The sequence below is a fragment of the Gemmatimonas phototrophica genome (genome assembly GCF_000695095.2).
Lineage (GTDB): Bacteria > Gemmatimonadota > Gemmatimonadetes > Gemmatimonadales > Gemmatimonadaceae > Gemmatimonas > Gemmatimonas phototrophica.
This window is the reverse complement of sequence record NZ_CP011454.1, coordinates 4,308,633-4,331,497: the sequence shown is the minus strand read 5'-3', so window position 1 is coordinate 4,331,497 and position 22,865 is coordinate 4,308,633. Positions and strand designations below refer to the sequence as shown.

The window sequence follows — 22,865 nt, the reverse complement described above, 5'->3', positions numbered from 1 at the left end:
ATATTCCGCCCATGCGGATGACAAAACGTCTCGGGATGGCATGGCTGGTTGGGACGCTGGGGCTGTTTGCGGCCGGGTGTGCCGCTGTTTCGCGTCCACCGGCATCGCTGGCAACATTGCAGGAAGATGCCGCCGCCATTGCACGGCACGACCGTATCACGCGGGACACGATCATTGCGCGACTCGTGCGGCGCGCCGAACAGCGGGGAGATCGCACGCTGGATGTGCTGATGCTCTCGGGCGGCGGACAGAACGGGGCCTTCGGCGCCGGCTTTCTGCGTGGGTGGCGTACGCGGACCGATTCGCCCATGCCACGCTTCGATCTGGTCACCGGGATCAGTACGGGGGCATTGCAGGCGCCGTATGCGTTGCTGGGCACGCCGGCGGCCCTCGACAGCATCTCGGCACTGTACGCACGCGCTACCACCTTTGCGCCCACGTTTGACTGGTGGTTCTGGCTGCGCCGTACCGGTGGACTGGTCAACACCGCGCGTTACGATCGCACGCTGGCCATGGTAATCGACGGGCAGTTTCGCTCGGAACTGCGGTCGGCGTTCAAGGAGGATCGACAAATTTTGTTTGCCACCACCGACTTCGATCTCGGCATTGGCCGGCTCTGGTCGCTGGGCGATGAATTGGATACCACCGCGGTGGGGCTGGTGCGGGCCCGTTCCCTGCTCCGCGCGGCCACGGCCATTCCAGGGATCTTCCCACCGGTGGTGGTGGACGGGCACCTGCACGCCGATGGCGGGGTGGTGGAGAACGTGCTCCAGGGGCTCACGTTTTCGGACTATCAGCAACTGGGACACGCTCTGGCGGCCCGCGGGCTCCGCGATGTCACCGTACGCCTCTGGGTGGTGATGAACTTGTGGACGCACAGTGAACTGCGGGTGATCTCGCCGTCCAGTCGCAAGGCGATCAGCGGTCGCTCAACCGGGCTGCTGTTCTATCTGCACCAGCCGTCCACGCTCATGGCACTGGAGAATCTCACGCGGGCGGTCAGCGCTCAGGTCCCCGGTGTGCGTATGCACGTACAGATCGCGGCACTCCCGAGCAGTGAATCGGTCAGTCCGGGGGCCGACCAGCTGTTTGAGCGCGCGTTTATGCAGCGCCTCGATTCCCTGGGCTTTGCCAAAGCGCGTGGATCGGCTCCCTTCGACGTGATCTCCAGTGCCTTTGTGCGGCCCGAGTCGCGCTGACTGGCTTTTTTCCCCTCCGTTGTGACCCACATGCCCGCTCCAGTCTCCGCGTTCGTGCCGCTCACTGCTCCGCTCGATGTGGTGCGCGCGCATCCGCTCTGCGCGGAAACCCCGGTGCCGCAGCTGCAGCACGCGGTGACGCCGGCGGCGAGCGTGTATGTGCGCAGCAATTTTGAGACGCCGCTGTCGCACGCAGGGTGGCAGCTGTCGGTGCTGGGCGCCGTGCAGTCACCGGTGGTGTTTTCGCTGAGCGATCTGGCGGCCATGCCCCAGCATACGGTGCTGGTGACCATGGAGTGCGCCGGCAACTGGCGGCTGGGCATGGACCCGGTTCCCACCGGTGAGCCGTGGAAATTCGGCGCCGTCAGCACCACGCGCTGGACGGGCGTAGCGCTGGCCACTTTGCTGGCGGGTGTCGGCGTGCACGCCGACGCGCTGGAGGTGGTGGCCATTGGCGCCGACGCGGGGCCTCGTGATGATGCCGAAGGAGACGTGCGCTTTGCGCGCGCGCTGCCGCTGGCGGTGGCACTGCACCCCGATACGCTGGTGGCCACGCACATGGACGGTGCGCTGCTCACCCCCGACCATGGCGCCCCGTTGCGGCTCATTGTGCCCAACTGGTACGGCATGGCCAACGTGAAGTGGCTCACGGCCCTGGAGCTGCGGACCACCCCGTTCACCGGCTACTTCCAGACGCAGCGCTACGTGTACGATGTGGATGGTGTGCACACACCCGTATCGCGCGCGCTGGTGAAGTCCATGATTGTTTCACCGGCGCCGGACGCGGTGACGGCGTGTAACACTACGCTGCGCGGTTGGGCGTGGTCGGGCGCTGGCGCGATTACGCGGGTGGAGATCGCCGTAGGCGATGCCTGGCACGAGGCCACACTGGGGGCGCCGGCGTCACCGTACGCATGGACGCCCTTCGAGCTGCCGTTAATGCTCCCGGCGGGCACTGTTGTGCTGCGCACTCGTGCGTCTGATGCGAGTGGTGCCGTGCAGCCGGAGCGCATTGTGTGGAACAGCCTGGGCTACGGCAACAATGCCGTGCGCGGCATCACGGTGACGGCGGAGTAGCTCCGCCGTCACCGTGGCCCTGGTCATCAGTTGCTGAACAGGTCGAACTTCATGCTTTCCCGCACGATGGGGTTGGCGAACAGATTGAAGCCGGTGCTGCTGATGGTCTTGGCCTCGCACCTGGAGCGGCAGTTCCGGTCGCCCGGCTGACACGGTCCCACGTTGAACCGGATCTCGTTGCTGATCGCGGGGCCGGTGAACTTGAAGATGACCGGCGTATTCGACCGGGGGGTGAACGGCGTGAGGAAGGTGAAGCGGCCGGCCAGATCTTCGGAGGCACTGCCCCGCAACGCCAGCACTTCCTGCGTGGTCACCGTGGCCACAACACCCGCTGCTGTGGTATAGGTGGCCGCCACCGTTACCGGGTAGTTGGTGGGCGCCTTGGCGTTGCCGTTCACCGAGAAGTAGAACTGCACGGCCTTGATGGGGCGCACCGTGTTTCCCTGCGCCGGCGCTTTGGTGAGGCGCACGGCGAAGTTGTTGATGGGCTCACGGTTGCCCTTCTCGGAGCAGGAGAGGCTCACCGACGTGGAGGTGGCCACATTGGTGGTGAACTCCACAAAGCGTCCTTCCTGTGCGCTGGGATCGAGCGCGGCGAACAGCGTGTTGGTGCCGAAGAGCACCGTCCACTGCGTGGACGCCTGCCCCGACGGCGACAGCGTGGTGGCCGCCGACGGGGTGACGTTGTTCTCGTCGGGGGTGGGAGTGAAGTACACCGGGGTGCCCGGACGCAGGTTGCCGTACTGGTCGCGCACTTCCACCACGGGCGTGAGCACGGTGTTTACGGCACTGGTGGCCGGGACCGTATTCACGGCAGTAATGGTCGTGGCCGCGGCCGGCGTGATGGTAACCGCATAGGCGCCGCTGGCTGCCAGCGACGTTGCGTCGAACGAGCCGGCGGGCGCCATGGTGAAGGTGCCGGTCTTCGTGATGGACAGATCGTCGAAGGTGGCCACGCCACTGGTGGCCGTCTTCGCGGTCGTACCGCCCACGGCCTGCGCCGCCGCGCCACTGGCCGCCGTCATGGTAATCGTGCCGGTGAAGCCTTCGACCAACCGGCCGCTGGCGTCACGCGCTTCCACGATCGTAGCCGGGGTGTGCAGAACGCCCGCGACAAACGACGCGCCGGTGGCCGGTCCCTGTGTTACCACCAGCTGTGCGGGCGGGGTGGACGTGGCTTCGAAGGTGCGCAGCGCCGGGATGAATTCCACGCCCGGCACCGCCACCGTGCCTCCAATCTGCGGCGTGGCGCTCAGGCCGTACGTGCCCAACGCCGTACCCAGCCGCCAGGTCGCGCTGGCCGTACCCGCCGAATCGTTGCTGATGGTGGCGTCCATGGTCAGGCGATTGCTCGGCGAGACCGTGGCGCCCAGGGCATAGCTGTCAGCGAGCGTGGTGAAGTCCACGCGAATGCCATCGAGCGGCACGCCGTTGGGCGTGGTAAGGGTCACCATGGGCGACGGCGACACCAGCGAGCCAATGGGCGCCGTGGTGCTGCTGGCGTTGGCGCTCACGTTGACGCGTGGATCCACCGGGCCAATGGGGCTGAGCTCCAGCACCGAACCGGCTACGCCACCGCCGCCAAACATGACCGCCGCGTGCAGCTTGCGCGGCAACACGAGATTGAGCAGCCGATCGGTGATGCTGGCCGGGACACTGGCCTGCGTAGTGGCGCAGCGGGTGAGCAGCGACGGCACTTCCGGGAGCAGTTCGAAGCTGCCGTCGGCCTTGTTGTGCCCCAGCACCAGCTCTTCGAAAATCTCCGGAGAGGGGGTCTCGGCACACACTTCGGTGATGACGAACTTCGCGAACGGCTCATTGGCCGGATACTTCGAGAATTCGAAGTTCTGCGGGTACTTGTCCAGCTTGGTGTTGAGCACCGTGCTGGTGGGGGTGATGGTCACCAGCGTGGGGGTGAACACGGCGTTGGCCGGCAGCCGCATGGCCGCCTGCCCATCTTCCCGTTCAACCGTTTGCGCGTCGTCGGTGGGGTAGATGAACCAGGCATCGCCGCCCGGGAAGTAGTACTGCCCGAGGTTGGCGTAGCAGAAGAGCGCGTTGATCAGGTCGGCAAACGCGGCCAGCGTGGTCGGATTGGCCTCGGCCAGCAGCTTGCCCTGCTGCTTCTTGGTCAGCATGAAGTCCACCAGGTCGATGGTCTTCTCCTGAATGACCTCCTCGCGATCACCGGCGGCGCGCTGCTTCTTGATGTTGTCCCACTTGCCGAGCGCGGACTGCTCGTCGGGGGAGCCATCCACGAAGGCGGCATCAATGAGGGCGTCGATTTCGGTGGCGGTGAGGCACACCGGGACCGGCGTCAGGGAGCGACGAGCGGTGGCGTCGGCGGTTGGCGACGTACTCCGGTCGGAGCAGGCGCTGGCGAGCGCCAGCGCGGACACACACAACAACAATGCAAAACGGCGCATGGGATTGCCTCCAGAAATTCGTCGTCGATCACGTGCCAACCGGGCAGTCGGCCAATGCGTGATACGGCACGCTGAATCTCCAAGCTGTCACTCACATTGTGACAGTCCTAGTGAACGCTTTCTCATTTGAGTAACAGCGCTGTGACGGCGTCAGCCTTCCGCGGCCGCCGGGTGGGCGGGGCGCCGAGTGGGCGGGTTATGACCCGCCAATAATGGCTCGGAATTTCGGGCTGTTCTGCACCGGCCTGAACCACCAGCCGGCGTCGGCGCGGAAGGAGTCGCGGCGGTCTTCGTTGGCCGCGAGATACTCCTTGAGGGCGGCGGCGGCGGCAGTGGTATCGCCCAGCAACGCGTACACGTAACCGCCGCGCAGCATCGTTTCGCGCTTGGGGTCGGTCTGCCCATCACCGCGCGACCGGTCGGCGACGGCCTTGGCGCTGTCCTTGAGGCCGGCTTTCACCAGCACAGCGGCCACGTACATGTTCATCACCAGCCGCTGCACCGGCTGCTGCACCTGCGGGGCGGCGGTCACCGCACTGTCGGCCAGCGCCCAGGCCCGCGCGACGTCGGGATTTTTGGGCTTGGGGATGGTCATCATCATGAGCTGACAGCGATACGCGTTCAGGGTGCCCTTGAAGCGCTTAGCCATCTTTTCGCAGTACGGCGCAGCCTTGAGGTCAAACGCTTCCTGATCGTACGCGGTGGTGAAGACGCGGTCGTACACCACCGCGGCGTTGGCCAGAAATGCATCGGCCGACAGTGCCTTGTCGGCGGCGTTGATGACTTCGGTGGAGGCGCCGGGGATGCGCGTATACAGGTGCGACAGCGTGCTCCACGCGCCCGCCTGTGACGGGTTCACCTGCGTGGCCTTTTCGAGATCCTGGCGCGCCGCGTCAATGCCGGCCGTGATCTTGCTGCCGTCGGTTTCGAGCCCACTGATGGCGCGGAAGTACGTGAGATTGCCACGCATCTCGAGGCCGTCGGGGTTGTCCACCGAGCGAGTGAGCGATTCATTGGCCCACACCAGCCCGGAATCCACGGCCTGCCGTTTGACATCAAAGTCGGTGTTCCGTCGCGCCACGTAGTACGCCACAGTGGCGCGCAGATTGAGCGGCGTGGCCCAGCGCGGGTCCAAGCGCGCCGCGTCAATGAGCAGTGAATCAATGGCGCGCTGTTCCTCGGCGGCCTTGGCCACATCACCCGACCCGAACGCCGCCTCAAACCGTTTGCGTCCGGCTTCGGCGCGCTGCACCGCCAGCCAGGCGGCTTCGTTGCGCGTAGCATCGCGCTGTTCCCGCAACTTGATCTCGGTGCCCAGGCGGTCGCGAATGAGTTCCGCCACCTGCGCCGCCACACTGTCGCGCAGCGAGAGTGAGGTGGCGACAAACGGCCCCACCTTGCCGCGTCCCAGCTCCGCGTTGCTGCGATCAATCAGGCGTACGTTCACGCGAATCTTGTCGCCGTCCTTTTCGAGATTGCCCTTGACCAGTACGCCAACATCAAGTGTGGTGGCAATGCTGTCGGTCGGTGCGGTGCTGCCGCGGAACTGTTCGGAGCCACTGCGCGACACGACGTCGAGCTTCTCAATGCCGCTCAACGACGAAATCACGGCTTCGGTGATACCGTCGGCGAGGAAGCCGAGCGATGCGTCCTTGGTATCGTTGTCGAAGTAGAGCACGGCAATGCTGCGCGCCTCGGCGCCCAGCTGTGTGGGTGCCGATCCGGCGCTGAACTTCCACGCCGCAGCGCCGCCCAGGGCAAGCACTGCGACAGCCCCCACCATCACGCCGGTCTTCTTGTACCAGGGTGTTGGCGGCAGCGGAATGGGAGTGGGAATGCGCCGCGTGGTGGTCATGCGCGAGGCGCGGCGCATGGTGGTTTCACCCATGGGCGTGCCGAGAATTTCGATGAACTCGTCGCACGTCTTGGGGCGATCCACCGGTGACTTCTCCAGCGCGGCGAAGATCGCTTCTTCAATTTCTTCCGACACCGACGAGCGCACGATGCGAATGGCCGGCACCGTTTCCATGGCGTGTCGCGCCATGATGGCCATGGCGTTCTTGCCGGTGAACGGCGGTTCGCCACTCAGCATTTCGTACAGCACGCAGCCCAGGCTGTAGATATCGGCGGCGGGCCCCACCTTTTCGCCGGTGGACTGCTCGGGGCTCATGTACACAGGCGTGCCAATGGCCATGCCCGTCTGCGTGAGCTTTTGTGCGTCGCCTTCGGTGGCGGCCCGCGCAATACCGAAGTCGGCCACCAGCGCGTGCCCGTTTTCGAGGAGCAGGATGTTTTCCGGCTTCACGTCGCGGTGCACCACGTTCTGCTCGTGCGCGTGGCCGAGGGCGCTGGCGACTTCCTTGATGATGCGCACGGCATCGGCAACACCGAGCTGTCCTTCGCGATCAATTTTGTCGCGCAGCGCTTCGCCGCGCACAAAGGGCATCACGTAGTACAGCAGGTTGTCGGCCTGACCGGACTCGTAAAAGCCGAGGATATGCGGGTGGTTGAGCCGCGAAGCGAGGGTAATTTCCCGGTTGAACCGTTCCGCCCCAATGGTGGCCGACAGCTCGGGATTCAGCACCTTGATGGCCACTTCGCGGTCGTGCACGAGGTCGTGCGCGTAGTACACGGTGGCCATGCCGCCGCGTCCCAATTCTCGCTCTACCCGATATTTCCCTTCCAGACGCAGTTGCAGCGTCTCAAGGATCTCAGCCATGCGTTACCTGCGGTGACGTCCGTTACAGCACGGGAACACTAAAAGATAGAGTCTGTGCCACGCTGTGGGGCAGCAGAAGTGATCGATTGACATGATGAGTTGTTCATTTTGTTCCTGCGACGTCTCTCGGGCATGCTGTCGGGCGAGGGTCGAATGCCCGGTCAAGAGCGGCGGCTTCGCTCAACGCGCAACGCCGGCGAAAAAGCTGGCGCAATAGGTCAACGCCTTGGCGCGACCGGTCAGGGTACGCCACCCCGCCGAACCATAGCCTTGTGAGTAACCCGCAGCTGCATCGGGCGCTGCGGTTCACCCACACAGGACTCCCCATGTTGCGCTCCCTGATTCCCGCTGCCCTCGTACTCGTGTTGTTGGCTCCGCATTCCGCCGAAGCCCAGCAAGGCAATGGCCCACAGGTGTACCTCACGGTGTTCCGGAACCCGTCCTCGGGTATCGAGCTGCGCTTTGGCAAGATTGGTGTGCACGCTGGCTTCTACCCCACCATTCTCAAGGCCGATAACGAAACGAAGGGGAAGAACACCAACTTTTTGCGGTTTGGTACCACGTTCTACACCTCGGCCGAACGCACGGCGTTGTACGTGTCGCCCAGCGTGGCGGTGAGCCTCGATAAGCGCTTCAAGAGTGGAATTTTCACGGATGCCGGGGTCCGTGGCCGTTTGGGCGGGCCGGTGGCCGGTCGTCTGGGAGTGGGCATGCTGAACACGTTCGATGGCGAACTACGCGTCAATCCTACCGTAGGCCTGGATGTGCGGCTCGGGGGGAAACGGTGAGCCCGCAATCCGAATGCACCGCACTCGAGAACCGCGTGACCGGCGAGCGCATGGTGGTGTTGCGGCGGGAGCGTGACGCGGACGGATCGCTGCTGGAGGTGCAGTTTGACTTGCCGCCGCACACGGAGGGCCCGCCGCTGCATCGGCACACGCATCTGGTCGAACGGTTTGAGGTGCTGGAAGGCGCGCTGCAAATGACGGTGGAGGGGCGATCACTCACCTTGCTGGCCGGTGATGCAGTGGAAGTGACCCCGGGGCAGGCGCACGCCTTTACCAATTCCTCCAATACGTGGGTCCGCTTTGTCACCCTGATCCGGTCTCCCGGACAGTTTGAACGGTTCCTGCGAACCTGGTACGGATTGGCGAATACCGGTCTCGCCCGTTCCAGTGGGCAGCCACGGAACCTTCTGTTTCTGGCTCGCTGTCTCCAGGACGCGGACTTCCGGTTTGTGGGGATGCCCAGTGGTGTGCAGGGCGTGTTGCTCACCCTGCTGGTTGGACTCGGCGAGCTGCTTGGCGTGTTTTCCGCGTTGCGCGTCTATGAAAGCGTCACCACGCCGGTGTCCGTGGGAGGGGCGGTCGCATGAGCCATGGAACCTCGGATACGGGAAACGGTCGGTTATCGCCCGAACAGTCGGGCGGCCGAATGGCCGGCCTGTCGCTGTTCAGTGCAGCGGTGGGATTCATCGTGGTCTTTGCCCTGTTGGCCGGCCGGTTTGACTACCCGGACATTCTCGACCGATCGGCCGCCGAAGTGCTGCCGCGCCTGTTGGCGCTGGGCAGCGAAGGGCGCGCCATCTGGGCGCTATATGCGGCCATTCCACTGCTGCTGGTGCCGGCAGCAGCTGGGCTCTCGGCGGTACACGCCATGCCGAGGCACCGCAGCGTGGTGCGACTGGCTTCGGCGGCGGCGCTGTTGTCGGCGCTGTTCATGACGGCGGGACTGGTGCGGTGGCCCAGTATTCAGTGGGAGTTGGCGCGTACGTGGGCTACGGCGTCATCCGATCAGCAAGTGGTACTGACGGCGCTATTCGATGGGCTCAACACCATGCTCGGGCGGTATGTGGGCGAGTTTTTCGGGGAGCTGATGTTAAACCTGGCGTTCGTGTTGTTCAGTGGGGTCGCGTGGCTGGACCGGCAGCTTCCACGGTGGGTAAGTGGGTTTGGAGTGCTGGCTGGTGTGGTGGGGCTGGTGGCGATGTGGCGCAATGTGACGCCGGCGGTATCGCTGATGGCTGATGCGAACAATGCCCTGTTGCCGCTGTGGTTGATTGTGTGGGGCATCGCGCTCATGCGCCTACGCGTATCGCACACTCCCACGACTTCGCACGCCGAGAGACTGGCATGATTGGCCACTGGCGGGATGCGATGGCTCGGCATGCCGCGGCCCAGCTGGCTGAACCCCGGGGCCTCTGGGGGCGGGTCATGGGCACCGTGATGAATTCGGTCAACGCGGATATGAATGAGCAGAGTATTGCGTTGCTGGCCCTCGAGTCGCACGAGCATGTGCTCGAGATCGGATTTGGTGGCGGCAAAACGCTGCCGATGCTGCTGCAGCGCGTGAGTGCCGGCCGCGTGACCGGTATGGAGCGCTCCGAGACAATGTTGGCTGCCGCCCGGGCTTCGCATGTCCCGGAGCTGCGTGCGGGCCGGCTGGCCCTTGTGGCCGGTGACGCGTCGACCCTCCCGTGGAGTGATGCGACCTTCGATAAGGTGCTGACCGTCAATACGCTGTATTTCTGGGAGTCGCCGGTAGGCGTGTTGACGGAAATCCGGCGCGTTTTAAGGTCAACCGGTTCGCTGGTCCTCGCGTACCGTCCCCAGTCCCACATGGAGCGTCTACCGGTGTCTTCCCACGGATTTCGGATCTACAGCGATGAGGCCATCGTCGAGATGCTGCACGACGCCGGCTTTGAAGTCGTGGCCATGAAGTTTGACGGACGGCACGGGCACGCCCACACCTGTGTCGTGGCACGGCCGTGGTGATATCGCAAGTGCACAGGCCAACAAGCTCGCGGCGTGCACTACTGTGATGTCGCTCCTGATTCACGCAGGGCACTGGGCGGTCGTCCCGTCCACCGTCGAACAGCGCGCGTAAATGACGAGGACTCCTGAAAGCCAAGGAGAAAGGCCACCTCCGTGACACGGGTTCCGCGCTGCCGAAGCAGGCCGACGGCAAGTTCCCGGCGTACGTCGTCCACCAGTGACGAGAACGTGACCTGCTCGGCGGCAAGCGCACGCTGGAGCGATCGGGCACTCATACCCAATTCAGCGGCCACGATTTGTACGCGAGGGATTGCGCCGCGAAAGTGTACTGCCACGACTCGACGCGCCCGTTCGGCAACCCCGCCTGATTGCTGCAGCAATGCATGCAGTGCGTCGGCCTGCTGGCGAAATGTCGCATTCAGTTGAGCGTGGGCCCCGCGGACCGGAATCGAACCGCTCGATGCCGAGTAATGCACCGCGTTGGCGGGCGCATTGAAGACGATCGGCGCTCCGAAGCACCGACGGTGCTCCGCTGATCCGGTCGCCGGCTCCGGATGACGGAACGTGACCAATCGCGGAGGCACCACACGTGCCGTCATGAAATCGACCTGCCGGACGGCACTGAGTAGGGCGCTTTCCACGATATATCGGGGCTCGTCGAATTGCGGGCACAAAATCCCCGGTTCCTGTTCAAACGACAGCACGAACGCGTTGGCCTCCCGATGCACGGCGTACCGGCCGCCGGCCATGAGCAGCCCGAAATACCGAGCGCCAAGCGTGAGCAACTCCGCGACGTCTTCGCTGGTCATCAGGACGAAGGACAGGAGGCCGAGCGAACCGGCGCGCACACTCTCCGCCATATGCAAGCCGAGGTCGGGATCACCCGTGGCTCGGATGGCCGCCGCATTGAGTCGGGCCTTTCGTTCGCTGGGTATCCGTCCCTCCGGATCGGCAAGATCGGCGCGGACGATGCCGGCCTCGCGTAACAAGGCGTCGATATCACACCCACGCTGAGCCAAGTAGTGCAGCAAGTCGGCTACCAGCGAGACGGCCACCCAGGCCTTGGTCACCGGAGGCGGCCCGATTTGGACAGTGTGTCGCGCTGCAACAACTCAAGGACATGAAATGACAGGCGGGAAATGCCGAACATGCCGCAATATGTGATTGCGCACCGCGCCTGTCGACCGCGCTCTTCCACTCGTGAGGTAGATTCAGCGGATGTCCACGACACTCCCAGCGATTCGTATCGCGTCTGCTGTTGATGCCGCCACGCTGAGCGTGTTCGCACGGCGTGTCTTTCACGACACGTTCGCGGCGGACAATGATCCGGCCGATATGGCGCTGTATCTCGACTACGCGTTTTCGGAGAGCAAGCAGCGGGGCGAGTTGGCTGACCCGGCCCGGGTATGTCTGCTGGTGGAGCACGAGGGCGTGCTGGTGGCGTACGCCAGCGTGTTCCGTGGCAGCGGCAACGAGCAGGTGACCGCTGGGCACCCGGTGGAGTTGGAGCGGTTTTACGTGGACGGCGCGTGGCACGGCCGCGGCGTGGCGGCGCCGCTCATGGCGGCGGTGCGGGAGGTCGCGCTGGAGTGGGGCGGGGATGCGTTGTGGCTGGGCGTGTGGGAGCGCAATCCGAAGGCCATCCGTTTTTACGAAAAACAGGGATTTGAACGCGTCGGCGCCCAGACGTTCACGCTGGGCGCCGATGTGCAACGGGATGCCGTCATGCGGGCGCCGTTGGGGGCCGCTTAGCCGCGTTTGCGCTGCGGCACCGGTGCCGTGGGCACGTCCATGGTGTTGGGCATGTGCGGCGTGCCGCGGTGGCACATCACGCAGGTGGTCTTGGGGCGCGGGTCGTCGAGTTCCTTGACCTTGGCGATGTACTTGCTGTCGATATCGCGCTGCATGCGCTCCATCTGCCGGGCGATGACCTTGTTCTTGCGTTCGTCGCTCGCGTAGTCGCCGTTGTCCATGTGGCAGTTGACGCAGGTAAAGCCGAGGCCGCGCCCGTACTGCTCGTCCATCATGGTGAGGAACTCCTTCACCGGCATATCCTTGTGGAGCTTCACGTTCTTGAAGACCACGCCCGCCGGCTCGTTTTCGCGGCCTTTGAGCGTGGCCATGAGCGTGGCAATGGCCTGCTGGCGCACGGTGTCCATCTTCATGGGGCTCACCGGCTGCCGGCGCTGGGCCGGGGCGGCGGGGGCGCCGGGGGCCGCGGGGGAGGCGGCAATGGGGGTGGCGGTGGCCACGGCCGCTTCCTGATTGGCGCGGGCGCAGGCCATAACCGTGCCGGCCGCCAGCACGGCGGCGGCGAGTTTCATACGCATGGGCGATCCATCTCCGTAGGGGTCCGTAACACGACGGATGCAACGTACCACACGCTACACGGCGTCGCCGCCCCGCCCGGTCAGCGCTTTTTGGCCAGAATGGTGCCGCGGCAGGTAATGGCGCCGCAAAAGCAGGGAAAGCGCTTCTTGGCCGCCGGGGTGTGCCGTTCCTCCAGTATGTAGGCGTAATCGTAGACCAGCTCTTCGCCTACCTCGATGTCTTGTATGGACTCGATCCAGATGCGGCCGTCTTCAATGACGGCGTCGCAGTTGGGGGCGCAGGAGTGGTTGAGAAACCGCGCCTCGTTGCCGTTTACGGCAGCATCAATGACCACTTCGTCGTCGATCGCGAACAGATAGGTATGGTGCCGCTCCCCGGGAATATCGGGATAGCGGGCCTCGGCCTGGGAGGGGGTGAGGCGCTCCCCGGCGTATTCAATGAGGCGCACCCCGGCCGGGATGGGACGGGTGGCGAAGCCGCCGGCCCCCTGAATGGGGCTGTGGCGCACCTCGAAGGGGAGGTTTGAGGAGGTCATGTGGATAAGTTCGCCATCTGGGACCGACTGTGATATATTAAAGGGCTACAGGAGAAAACCATGACCAAAACGGACGCGCGCTCGTCTGCCGCGCTGATCCGCGCGGGCACCGAGCACGATTTGCAGGATAGTACAGAAGCTGGCAACAATGGCTTCGCCGCACTGGGTGTTGACTCGCGCATTGCCGAGGCGCTTTCGGCGCTTGGCTACGAAGAACCTACGCCCGTGCAGCGGGCAGCAATTCCGCCCCTGCTGGTCGGCCGCGATGTGCTCGCGCAGGCGGCCACAGGCACCGGCAAGACGGCCGCCTTTGCGCTCCCGTTACTTACCCGCATTGGCGCCGGCCACAAGGCTGCCAACGGGGCCCCGTCGGTCCTCATTCTGGTCCCCACCCGCGAACTGGCCATGCAGGTGGCCGAAGCGGTGCACCGTTATGGCAAGCCGCTGGGCTTGCATGCGCTGGCCGTTTACGGCGGCGCGAGCATGGAACTGCAGATCCGCGCCCTCAAGCGGGGTGTGGATGTCGTGATCGCGACCCCTGGTCGCGCGCTCGACCACATCAAGCGCAACACGCTCAAGCTGGGCACGTTGCAGGCGGTGGTGCTCGACGAAGCCGACGAAATGCTCGACATGGGCTTCGCCGACGAACTCGAGGCCATTCTCGACGCCACGCCGGCCAGCAAGCAGACCTGTCTGTTTTCGGCCACGTTGCCGCCGCGTATTGCCGGGATTGCGCGCAAGTATCTGCGCGACGCCGAGCATGTCACGGTGGAGCGGGAAGTGTTGGCCGAGGGCGCCGTGGCCCGGGTACGCCAGGTGGCGTACGTGGTGAGCCGCGCGCACAAGATGCCGGCGTTGGCGCGGGTGCTCGACATCGAGCAGCCCACCAGCGCGATTGTCTTCTGCCGCACGCGCACGGAAGTGGACGAGCTCACCGAGACGCTCTCGGCGCGCGGGTTGCGAGCGGAGTCGTTGCACGGCGGGCTGTCGCAGGACCAGCGTGACCGCGTGATGCAGAAGTTCCGCGCCAAGAAGGTGGATCTGCTCATTGCCACCGACGTGGCAGCGCGCGGGCTCGATGTGAAGCACGTGAGCCACGTGGTGAACTTCGATGTGCCCGCGGATGCCGAAACGTATGTGCACCGCATTGGCCGTACCGGCCGTGCCGGTCGCGAGGGTGTGGCCATTACGTTGGCCGAGCCGCGTGAGCACCGGTTGCTGCGCAACATTGAGCGGCAGACCAGCCAGAAGATCGACATCGCGCAGGTGCCCACCGTGGCCGACCTGCGGGCGCACCGTCAGGAGCTGGTGAAGATGACGTTGCGCGAAGCCATTGTTGAGGGAGGCTTGGAGAGCTTCCGCGGCATGGTGGAAGCGTTGGCGGATGAGTTTGACGTGATGGACGTGGCGGCGGCGGCGGTGAAGCTCGTCGCGGCGCGTGACGGTGGTGAGGACGAGATTCCGGCGGTGACGCCGCGTGAGCCGCGCGAGCGGTTTGATCGTGGGGAGAGCCGTGGTGGCGAGTCGCGCGGCGGGGAGTCGCGTGGTGGCGATAGCCGCGGCGGCGAGCGGTTTGCGCGTGACGAGCGTGGCGGGGGCGATCGTCGTCCGCCGCGTGCCGAGGCTGGCGGTGCGAAGGGCAAGAAGCCGCGCCGCGAGACCGCCTGGACGCCGGCCACGTTGTGGATTGGCGCCGGTCGCAAACTCAAGATGCGTCCGGGCGACTTGGTGGGGGCCATTGCCAACGAGGCCGGCTTGGACTCGGAGCACATTGGCGCCATTCAGATTGCCGACAACTTCAGCACGGTGGATGTGCCGGAGGCGATGGCGGACGAAGTGATCACCGCGCTCAAGAACACCAAGATCAAGGGGCTGCGCGTGCAGGTCCGTCGGGACCGCATGAAGTAGTGGTGGTTTGTGGTCAGCGTGCGTTGTCGTGAGACAATGGGCGTTGGCATGATGACAACGAGGCGTGGAGACGTGTGCATCGTGATGCATGACGTCTTCACGCCTCTTGTTGTTGGTGCGCGACCGCGCGGCCGTGCGGCGGTACAGTCCGCGCACGGTGCAGGTGTATGTGCGGTGGATTGTCGCGTACGTGAACTTTCACGGGCGTCGGCATCCGGCCGAGCTCCCGCCATCTGCGGTGCGGAATTTTCTGTCGTATCTGGCTACCGCGCGAGGGGTGGCGGTGTCAACACAGAACCAGGCGCTGGCGGCGCTCCAGTTCCTGTATCGGGACGTGTTGGAGCAGCCGTTGCCCACGGTGACGGGCATCGCCCCCGCCAAACGGCCTCATGTGCTGCCCAACGTGTTGTCTCGAGCGGCGGTGGCCGCGGTGCTCGGGGTCATGGACGGCGTTCCGTGGCTCATGGCCTCGTTGCTCTACGGCTCGGGGATGCGCCTCATGGAGTGCTGCACGTTGCGGGTGAAAGACGTGGATCTTGATCGCGGCGAGATTCGGGTGCGACGGGGTAAAGGGGCGCGTGATCGGGTGACCATGTTGCCGGCCAGCCTCGTTGCACCCCTGCGCGCACATCTCGGTGCCGTTCGGCTGGACATGCAGCAACGGGCCGCCCGCGGGGGCGGGTATGTCGCGTTGCCGCTGGCCACGGGGACGAAAGCCATGGGCGCTGTCCGAAATGCTGGCTGGTGGTGGGTCTTCCCCGCATCGCGCGAATACTGGGATGCCGAGGCCAAGCAGCGGCGCACGCACCATGTGCACCCTACCGTGTTGCAACGGGCGGTCGCTGAGGCGGCGCGGCGCACGGGTACGGCGCAGCGCGTCGGGTGCCATACGTTCCGGCATTCTTTTGCGACCCATCTGCTCGAAGCCGGCTACGATATCCGCACGGTGCAGGAACTGTTGGGGCATCGGGACGTGTCCACCACGATGCTCTATACCCACGTCCTCAACCGCGGGGGGCTCGGCGTGAAGAGTCCCTTGGATCTTCCCGGACTGTCAGGGTCACGCGCCGGCGGTCCAACAGAGCGGCCGGAACCACCGTCGCGCACCGTTATGGGGAGCGATGCCTCCCGCTTGCGGAACCCTCGGCGCAACTGAATGTTAGACTGCAATATCTGCAGTCTAATTCGGAGTGCCCAATTACGTCTCTGCGGCGTAACCGATGCCGCGGCAATGAGATCCACCATGGCATCGACGCGAAGCGCTGTGGATTAGACTGCAGAAATCCGCTGTATAACGCGCTGGCTGCAGTGATCGCCTGCAGTCTAATACTCGTTAGACCACTTTACGAAAGTCTTTGAATGTTAAGGCGATTCCTCGCGCTTCTCGTCTTTCCCGCTGCTGCTGCGCTACTCATCACTGGTATCGGCGTTTGGAGTCAACGCGCGCCAGTGCCAGGAGGTGGGGAGCGCTACCCGGTCGAGGCCGATGCGTTCGTGCTGCTAGCCCCTTCAGTCCTTCTGTACCTGCTGGCACTCCCCGTCATTTGGCGCCGCATTGCACATATGCCGCCGCGTGGGCTCGCCGCTTTCTCATCGCTCGCGTTCGCGCTAACCCTCGTTGGACTGGTGCTCTTGATGGGCCCGCTCTACAGCGTACTCGGTGCGGTCCATCCAACGCTGGCGGATCGCGCCTTTTTCTGGGTGTTTCCTTTCGTCCCGGTGCTCGTAGCCGTCGCCGTCAGCGCTGGCGCCTTGCGAATGCGGTGGAGGCCAATGGCCACGTGACTACTTCAATCAGTGCAGGCCTATTACACGCAAGCCGCACCGTCCGCGCAGCGTGGTCTAACGAAACGTTGCTGCCGACAGCGCGATGCGGTATGCGGCAGGCGGTCGCCGTGCTGGCGCACGACGTCCGTCCGGCCGCATTTTGTTTGATGCGCTGCAGCAGAACGCAAAGCGTTAGCCTGCTAACACGCATTGTTGCGCCGAACTCGCCTTGCACACACACTGGCCGCGCCTTCCTCCCTTCTTCCGTTCCCAACATCTTCGGCTTCACATGTACGTTTCGTTCCCGCGCATTCTGACTCTAGCCGTCGTCGCCGTCCTCCTCGCTCCCGGAGGCAGCGCCGAAGCCCAGGCGCCACACGTCGCGCCCCATCGGCCGACAGATACGTCGCCACACCGCGTGGGCACCGTGACGGTCGACGGCGTCCGAATCGAGTACCTCGACTGGGGCGGTTCCGGCCCGACGCTCGTCTTCTATCCGGGGATGGGCAACTCAGCCCACGTCTTTGACGGCTTTGCGCCGCGGTTCACCGATCAGTACCGCGTCATCGGCGTTTCGCGCGTCGGATTCGGCGGCTCTGACCAACCGGAGCGAGAGGGCTACGCGATTGCAGCGCGCGTCGAGCAACTCCGGGCGGTCCTCGACACGCTGCGGCTGCATCACGTCGTGCTCGCCGGGCACTCGCTCGGCGGTGATGAGATCACGGGCTTCGCCACGACATATCCAACGCGTACGGCCGGCGTGATCTATCTCGACGCAGCGCTGGATCACTCGGCTGCCTTCAACGCCGAAGAGCGCCTCTTTTCGGCGCTCGGCAGTATCATGCCGAGCCCCTTGGCCGTAGAGCTGGCCAGCCCGACGGGACTGCAGGACTATCTGCGCCGCCTACGGGGTGTCGAGTATCCGATTGGCGAGGTGATCGCCACATTTCTCTTCGACTCCGCGGGATCGCTCGTGGGGCCGCGAACGCCCAACCGGGTCGCGCAGGCAATCTTCACAAACACACCAGCCCTTGACTATCGAGGCGTGCGCGCCCCGGCGCTCGCGCTCTATTCGGATTGGGATCCGATCACTGTGATGTTCCCGTTCCTCGCGGGCGACTCCTTGGGGATTGCACGAACGACGGCGGTCGTCGACTCGGTGCTACGGCCGTGGGTCCTGCGCGAGCGTGAACGCTTCGCTCGAGAGGTGCCACAGGCGCGGGTCGTCGCATCTCCTTCGCACCACTACCAGTTCCTCAGAGAGCCGGTCGATACGGAACGGCTAATGCGCGCGTTTCTCTCGACTCTACGGCCCGCATCGCGCTGACACCCTAGCGCGTCGGGCCGTTGTTATCGGTGCATATGCTGTACGAATAGCTGACACAGTTGAACGTGCGTGACGCGCAGGACGCAGGCGCATTTCATCCCTCTTTTTCATAGAGGACGCCGACCTCGGACACCGGAGCACCGCAGGCTAACGACGCTTGCTGCCGATGGCCGCGGGTAAGGATGGGTTTGGCGGGGCCTCCGTGATGACCTGGGCTTGGTTGCGGAGGCCCCGCCAAACCCTTTTTATATGAGCGTCCACAGCAGAAGCAAACGTTATGCCAACTCACAAAGCGATGGGCGGATGCGATTGGTTCTGCCATTGATCCAATCTTTTTCGGGCGCAGGCCGCGCAATCGGAGTGGCATGCGGCGCAGCGCGCGCCCCACGCCCGTCCGACGGCGCTGCGCCAGTTACCTGAGGACGGCCCCGACACCCCGCCACCACGAGGAGACCTTTGGCGTGGGCGGCCGTTCCACCGGCGCCTCCGATGGGTTTGGCCACCCACCGCGACCGACGCGCCCGCGCCGCGAAGGTTGTCAGCGCGCGATCGATGACAGGCCGCCGCCCGGCACGAGGCGCTGGCGAGGCCGGTGATCGCGCCGTATGCTCCAAAGGAAAGCGACGCAGCCCGTTTGAAATTCCTCTCCTGAGGGCGATCTCGACGACGTGCTCGGCGCGGAGAACGACAATGCAAGACCGTGGTGCCGCTGCGGTTCCAGCGCGTCACCTCGGAATGCGGGGCGCTCGTGTTCTGGACAGGTCGCAAGTGGCTCGAACGCATCGGTATAAATGGAGAATCGCAAGTGATGACGCATCATACGACGTTCCTCGTCGCCGCCATGGTCACGTGCGTGAGCATGCTCGGCGCCGCGCGTGCGCACGCGCAAGCGTCCGCGTCACCGGGGCGTCCCGGGCGCGTGGACATCACGGGCGTAGATGGCATCACACGCCTGCCGCTCGCGGGTGCGAGCGTGCGCCTCGTGTCGGTGTTCGATACGACGCGCGTGCACGACGCTACCCTCGATGCGCGCGGACGCGCACGGGTGGACAGCCTGCCGGCCGGGCCGTGGGTGCTCACGGCACGCCACGCACGCCTCGATACGCTCGGTGTGGGCAGCGTCGCGGTGCCGTTCACCGTGCGCGCCGGGAGGGGCGTGACCGTGCGCGCGGCGATGCCGTCGGTCGGCACACTTGTGGCGCGCGTGTGCGGGAGCGCGGCCACCCCGGGCACCGGCTATCTGTTCGGCACCGTGCGGCAGGCCGTGCGGACAAGCGCGTTGCCGCGCGCAGCAGCGACGGGCAGCGCCCTGCCGCTCAGCGCCGGGCAGGTGACGGCGCAGTGGCCGGACCTGCGGGTCGAGACGGGGCGCATTGAACGTACCATCGTGACCACCGACGTGCCGGTGGGCGACAACGGCCGCTACGTGTTGTGCGGCGTGCCCACCGAGACCACCGTACGGCTGCGCGCGGTAAGCGCCGAAGGGGCGAGCGGCGTCGTCACGTTCACGTCGTCGGCCACCGGCATTGTGCCGCGCGACCTGGTGCTGGGGCGTGCGGACACGGTGGTGACAACGCCGAGTGGCCCGCAGCCTCCGGAAGACAGCGGCCTGGTGGACATCGTGCTGCGTGGCGCGGGTGGGGTGCGCGGCACCGTGCAGACCGTCGACGGACGTCCGCTCGCCAACGCCATCGTCGGGTTGAGTGCGACCGGGCTCGAGACACGCACCGACAGTGCGGGGCGCTTCCTGCTCGCGGCCACACCCACCGGCACGTGGACGCTCGCCGTGCAGGCGCTCGGGTACGCGCCGCGGCAGCAGCCGGTCGACCTCGTGCCCGGCGACACCGTGGCGCAGGTGGTGGCGCTGGTGCGCGCGCAGGTCATGGATACGGTGCGGGTGCGTGCGAACGCGATGGTGCGCACGATGCTCGGGCGCAACCTCGCGGACTTCGACGAGAGGCGGAAGATGGGATTCGGCAGGTTCTTGGCCCCGGAAGACTTTGCAAGGGCCGAAGGTGGAAGCATGCTGAATTTCCTCACCAGTCGAATCCCCGGGATGCGCACCGCCGGCACCGGCCGTCGGACGCTGGTCTCGAGTCGTGGCAGCATCAGCGTTTCTCAGCGGCAGTGCCCGATACGCGTGATCTTCGACGGGATGCCCGACGCGGGACCGCTGGATTTGGACTCCATCGACCCCTCACTGATTGCCGCCGCCGAGTACTATACGCCCGCGACTTTACCGGCACAGTTCAGTTTTGGGATCTCGCCGTGCGGCACACTCCTGCTCTGGTCGCGCTGGTAGTGTGGTCGCCGTGGTGTTCGACACGCGTCTCGTCCTTCTCTTTGTCTTCAGTTCGTTCACCCTTCATGAAGCCCTGACAGCAGTTGCCATCGTTGGTGCCACACTGCAGGTCACGGGCTCCCCACGCGGCGCGCGCATCATTGACGAGATACGACCTTTAATTCAGGTATGTCGCGTACACGGCACCTACCGAAACGGCGGCAACCGTTCGCGTGGCGCGAGCCTCACGACGCGTGCTGAACTCGGGCGCTTTCTGAAGCGCGCTGCGCGCGCATTTGATCTCGGCGCCCGCTGCAGAACCGGGCGTTAGGCAATCGCACCCACCTTCGGGCGAAGCCAAATGGTGACATGACATTCAACTCGCACTCGATCGATGGGACGCTACGGCGTACATGGATGTTCGCGCTCACGTCTTTGTTGTTGGGGTGTTACTCCTCTGCCACACCAATTGCCGACCGAGAATTTCGCCGAGCCCTCGCCGACGCGATTCAGGTTGTCGCAAATGTGCCAGCTCGTGACTCGGCAGTTGCCATAGCATTGCTTAGCCCACCTGCCGACTCAGCGACTTCCCGTGCTTCAGCAGGGGTTCGTGTTACGGGCATCAGCCGCGCCCAAGGAAAGGCAGTAGTTCGTGTGCTTCGGTGGGGCAAACTAGACCCTCCAGACCCGCCGATTTGTGCGTGGGCCGAGGATCAAGAGTACCAGTTCAGTCTCAGAAATCGTAGATGGTACTTCGATTCCAAACGGGTGCTCGTGTATGACGATGCGGCGTGCTAGCATGCCAGCTACGCGTCGCGACCGGTCGTCGCCTCACGTTGCATTGCTGTTGTAGCGCACTGCGGAGCGCGGCTGGCCGGCGCCGTGCTGGCGCACGTCGCCCGTCCGACCGCATTCTGCTTGATGCGCTGCAGCAGAACGTAAGGCGTTGTGCTGACGCAGACTCACTCGTCGCGAGGAGCAGGATTGCATGACCCCTGAGTGTCGCATTCTCTCCTGGGGGCTCACGGCGGTGCTCCTCATCTCAACGGGTGGGGCCGCCGCCGCCCGGAGCCTCGGCTTCGAGTTCTGATTGCTCTCGGCAATCTCGCTCGCCGACTACTTTGCCATCGGACTTGCCGCCGCACAGAGCGGGCCGCCTGCAAGATTCTCCCTTCAGTGGGCCCCTCGCCGTTGTCGTTGGGGCACTCGTTGCCTTCGTCACGTTCGTCCTTGCCACGTGGCTCGGCGCGCTGGCCTCCCGAGGGCGTCACCGGTGGTTGCGCTCGCCGTGACGGCGGGTTCTGTTCTCCGTACACCCCGTCCAACTGGAGCAGCCCCGTGGCCAACGATCTGACCTCGCTATCCACCCACGCGCTACGCGCGAAGCTCAAGTCCACGCAGGCGATCCAGCGCACTGTCGCTGGCATCATTGCCGCCATCGTCCTCGCGTGGATTGTCCTCGGCTACTGGCGGACGAACACGCCGGTCTTCATCAGCACGATGGCAATGGGCATCGCCGCCATCGCCGCGACATCGACGGCGCCGCGCGCTGTGCAGGCCGAGATCGCGCGTCGCGACGCCGCAGCATAACGATGCTTGCTGCCGACGAGCGCAGGTGCGGTAGCGGCTATGGGGCGGCCGCACAATGGAGCGTGGGACGGCCTAGCGGCCGCCCCCCAACTGCTTCTTGCTTGGAGCGTTCACAGCAGAAGCACACGTGAGGCCTCCTCCGACAAGACTGTCGAGGCGTGCTGAATGCTCACGCACCGCAGTCCACTGCAACGAGACGTTGAAGGGTCATTGCAGCGAGAAGCGGATCGCAGCAGTACGGAAGGAATTGGTGATGGACAGAACGCCTTCCGCACGCAGCGCCATATGCCCCCCAATGGATAGCTCCATATCGGAAGCCCTGTGGTGATTTCGAAGGCCGTGGTTTCTCCTCCGCGTGCGATGAGCCGTCCTGGCGGCAACCAACCGCATGACGATCAGAGCGTTCGCTGCTCCCAGCTCACCCCGAAGTGCGCAAGAATCGACGCGCGCTCCTCGGCCTCCTGCGGCGCGATGCTCTGGTAGGGATTCGCGAACACGACGCGTCGCACCCCGCGGCGGATGAGCGAGCGGGTGCAGGCAAGACAGGGCTCATGCGTCACGTACGCCACCGTCACCTGGCCGTCGCAGAACCCCAGCGCATTCTCTTCGGCGTGACTCGTGTGCAGACACCGCTGACCGGGGCGGCAGCTTTCCGGCGTGCAGTGCGGCATCCCCGGGAGGGCGCCGTTGAAGCCCGCGGCACCGATCCCCCCGTCGGGACGGAGGAGCACTGCCCCCACCTTGAGGCGGCAGCAGGTGCCAAGCCGGCTGAGCTCGGTCGCCATGCGGAGGAACACTTCGTCCTTGAGGGCGCGTCGGTCCATGGTGCGAAGATGAGGGGGCTCGGAAAGGGCTAGTGGAATCTATCGGCCTGTGCGGCGGCAGCCGGTGGCTGTCGGCTTCCGTCTCTGTTTTCCGATCACCTGAGCGT

General features: G+C 65.1%; 18 protein-coding genes. 12 read left to right on the top strand and 6 right to left on the bottom strand.

Translation table 11 applies throughout. The annotated features are described in order from the left end of the window. The first annotated feature begins 11 nt into the window (after positions 1-11). Both GEMMAAP_RS18245 and GEMMAAP_RS18240 read left to right on the top strand, forming a co-directional pair. Positions 12-1,199, top strand: a complete 1,188-nt coding sequence (locus tag GEMMAAP_RS18245; protein ID WP_082821475.1) for a patatin-like phospholipase family protein — start codon at positions 12-14, stop codon at positions 1,197-1,199. 30 nt (positions 1,200-1,229) lie between these two features. Further along, on the top strand, positions 1,230-2,276 hold the full coding sequence (locus GEMMAAP_RS18240) for a sulfite oxidase (protein WP_053334567.1): 1,047 nt from the start codon (positions 1,230-1,232) through the stop codon (positions 2,274-2,276). Positions 2,277-2,302: 26 nt separating this feature from the next. Here the strand turns inward: GEMMAAP_RS18240 and GEMMAAP_RS18235 are convergent, their stop codons facing one another. Next, positions 2,303-4,702 carry a hypothetical protein gene (locus GEMMAAP_RS18235; RefSeq protein WP_026850876.1) on the bottom strand — a complete coding sequence of 800 codons (2,400 nt, stop codon included), beginning with the start codon at positions 4,700-4,702 and terminating at the stop codon, positions 2,303-2,305. A 196-nt stretch (positions 4,703-4,898) separates the two neighbouring features. After that, on the bottom strand, positions 4,899-7,421 hold the full coding sequence (locus tag GEMMAAP_RS18230) for a protein kinase domain-containing protein (RefSeq protein ID WP_053334566.1): 2,523 nt from the start codon (positions 7,419-7,421) through the stop codon (positions 4,899-4,901). Positions 7,422-7,747: 326 nt separating this feature from the next. Between GEMMAAP_RS18230 and GEMMAAP_RS18225 the strand changes: the two genes are divergently transcribed. The 4 genes from GEMMAAP_RS18225 to GEMMAAP_RS18210 are packed head-to-tail and all read left to right on the top strand — an operon-like array spanning position 7,748 to position 10,195. After that, on the top strand, positions 7,748-8,209 hold the full coding sequence (locus GEMMAAP_RS18225; RefSeq protein ID WP_043581756.1) for a hypothetical protein: 462 nt from the start codon (positions 7,748-7,750) through the stop codon (positions 8,207-8,209). Continuing rightward, on the top strand, positions 8,206-8,796 hold the full coding sequence (locus tag GEMMAAP_RS18220) for a cupin domain-containing protein (RefSeq protein ID WP_053334565.1): 591 nt from the start codon (positions 8,206-8,208) through the stop codon (positions 8,794-8,796). The genes GEMMAAP_RS18225 and GEMMAAP_RS18220 overlap by 4 nt, the downstream gene beginning before the upstream one ends. A 59-nt stretch (positions 8,797-8,855) precedes the next feature. After that, complete coding sequence (locus GEMMAAP_RS18215; protein ID WP_053334564.1) at positions 8,856-9,557, top strand: DUF4386 family protein; 702 nt, start codon at positions 8,856-8,858, stop codon at positions 9,555-9,557. Beyond that, positions 9,554-10,195 (top strand): class I SAM-dependent methyltransferase, encoded by a 642-nt coding sequence (locus GEMMAAP_RS18210; RefSeq protein WP_026850874.1) that lies wholly within the window; start codon positions 9,554-9,556, stop codon positions 10,193-10,195. Before GEMMAAP_RS18215 ends, GEMMAAP_RS18210 begins: the two co-directional genes overlap by 4 nt. A 38-nt stretch (positions 10,196-10,233) precedes the next feature. On the opposite strand, the gene GEMMAAP_RS18205 is transcribed toward GEMMAAP_RS18210, so the two are convergent. Further along, on the bottom strand, positions 10,234-11,265 hold the full coding sequence (locus GEMMAAP_RS18205) for an AraC family transcriptional regulator (protein WP_053334563.1): 1,032 nt from the start codon (positions 11,263-11,265) through the stop codon (positions 10,234-10,236). A gap of 148 nt (positions 11,266-11,413) precedes the next feature. Here GEMMAAP_RS18205 and GEMMAAP_RS18200 point away from each other — a divergent pair, with 148 nt between their 5' ends. Further along, entirely contained in the window at positions 11,414-11,947 is a 534-nt protein-coding gene (locus GEMMAAP_RS18200) for a GNAT family N-acetyltransferase (RefSeq protein ID WP_043581755.1), read from the top strand. Here the strand turns inward: GEMMAAP_RS18200 and GEMMAAP_RS20790 are convergent. Together GEMMAAP_RS20790 and GEMMAAP_RS18190 are read right to left on the bottom strand one after the other, a co-directional pair. Then, positions 11,944-12,525 carry a c-type cytochrome gene (locus tag GEMMAAP_RS20790; RefSeq protein ID WP_043581754.1) on the bottom strand — a complete coding sequence of 194 codons (582 nt, stop codon included), beginning with the start codon at positions 12,523-12,525 and terminating at the stop codon, positions 11,944-11,946. The genes GEMMAAP_RS18200 and GEMMAAP_RS20790 overlap by 4 nt on opposite strands. Positions 12,526-12,605: 80 nt before the next feature. Continuing rightward, positions 12,606-13,061, bottom strand: coding sequence for an SET domain-containing protein (locus GEMMAAP_RS18190; RefSeq protein WP_026850872.1), 456 nt, complete (start codon positions 13,059-13,061; stop codon positions 12,606-12,608). Positions 13,062-13,121: 60 nt separating this feature from the next. Between GEMMAAP_RS18190 and GEMMAAP_RS18185 the strand changes: the two genes are divergently transcribed. The 5 genes from GEMMAAP_RS18185 to GEMMAAP_RS18155 all read left to right on the top strand — a co-directional run bounded on the left by GEMMAAP_RS18185 (position 13,122) and on the right by GEMMAAP_RS18155 (position 21,934). Continuing rightward, complete coding sequence (locus GEMMAAP_RS18185) at positions 13,122-14,969, top strand: DEAD/DEAH box helicase (RefSeq protein ID WP_082821473.1); 1,848 nt, start codon at positions 13,122-13,124, stop codon at positions 14,967-14,969. Between the two features lie 88 nt (positions 14,970-15,057). Then, positions 15,058-16,125 carry an integron integrase gene (locus GEMMAAP_RS18180; protein WP_082821472.1) on the top strand — a complete coding sequence of 356 codons (1,068 nt, stop codon included), beginning with the start codon at positions 15,058-15,060 and terminating at the stop codon, positions 16,123-16,125. 900 nt (positions 16,126-17,025) lie between these two features. Continuing rightward, entirely contained in the window at positions 17,026-18,063 is a 1,038-nt protein-coding gene (locus GEMMAAP_RS18170; protein WP_053334562.1) for an alpha/beta fold hydrolase, read from the top strand. Positions 18,064-18,871: 808 nt separating this feature from the next. Further along, a complete protein-coding gene (locus GEMMAAP_RS18165) occupies positions 18,872-20,365 on the top strand; it encodes a carboxypeptidase regulatory-like domain-containing protein (RefSeq protein ID WP_145979231.1) in 1,494 nt (497 codons plus the stop codon). Between the two features lie 1,209 nt (positions 20,366-21,574). Continuing rightward, positions 21,575-21,934 (top strand): hypothetical protein, encoded by a 360-nt coding sequence (locus GEMMAAP_RS18155; RefSeq protein ID WP_158514922.1) that lies wholly within the window; start codon positions 21,575-21,577, stop codon positions 21,932-21,934. 395 nt (positions 21,935-22,329) lie between these two features. On the opposite strand, the gene GEMMAAP_RS18150 is transcribed toward GEMMAAP_RS18155, so the two are convergent. Beyond that, complete coding sequence (locus GEMMAAP_RS18150) at positions 22,330-22,758, bottom strand: deoxycytidylate deaminase (protein ID WP_053334561.1); 429 nt, start codon at positions 22,756-22,758, stop codon at positions 22,330-22,332. Positions 22,759-22,865: the final 107 nt, after the last annotated feature.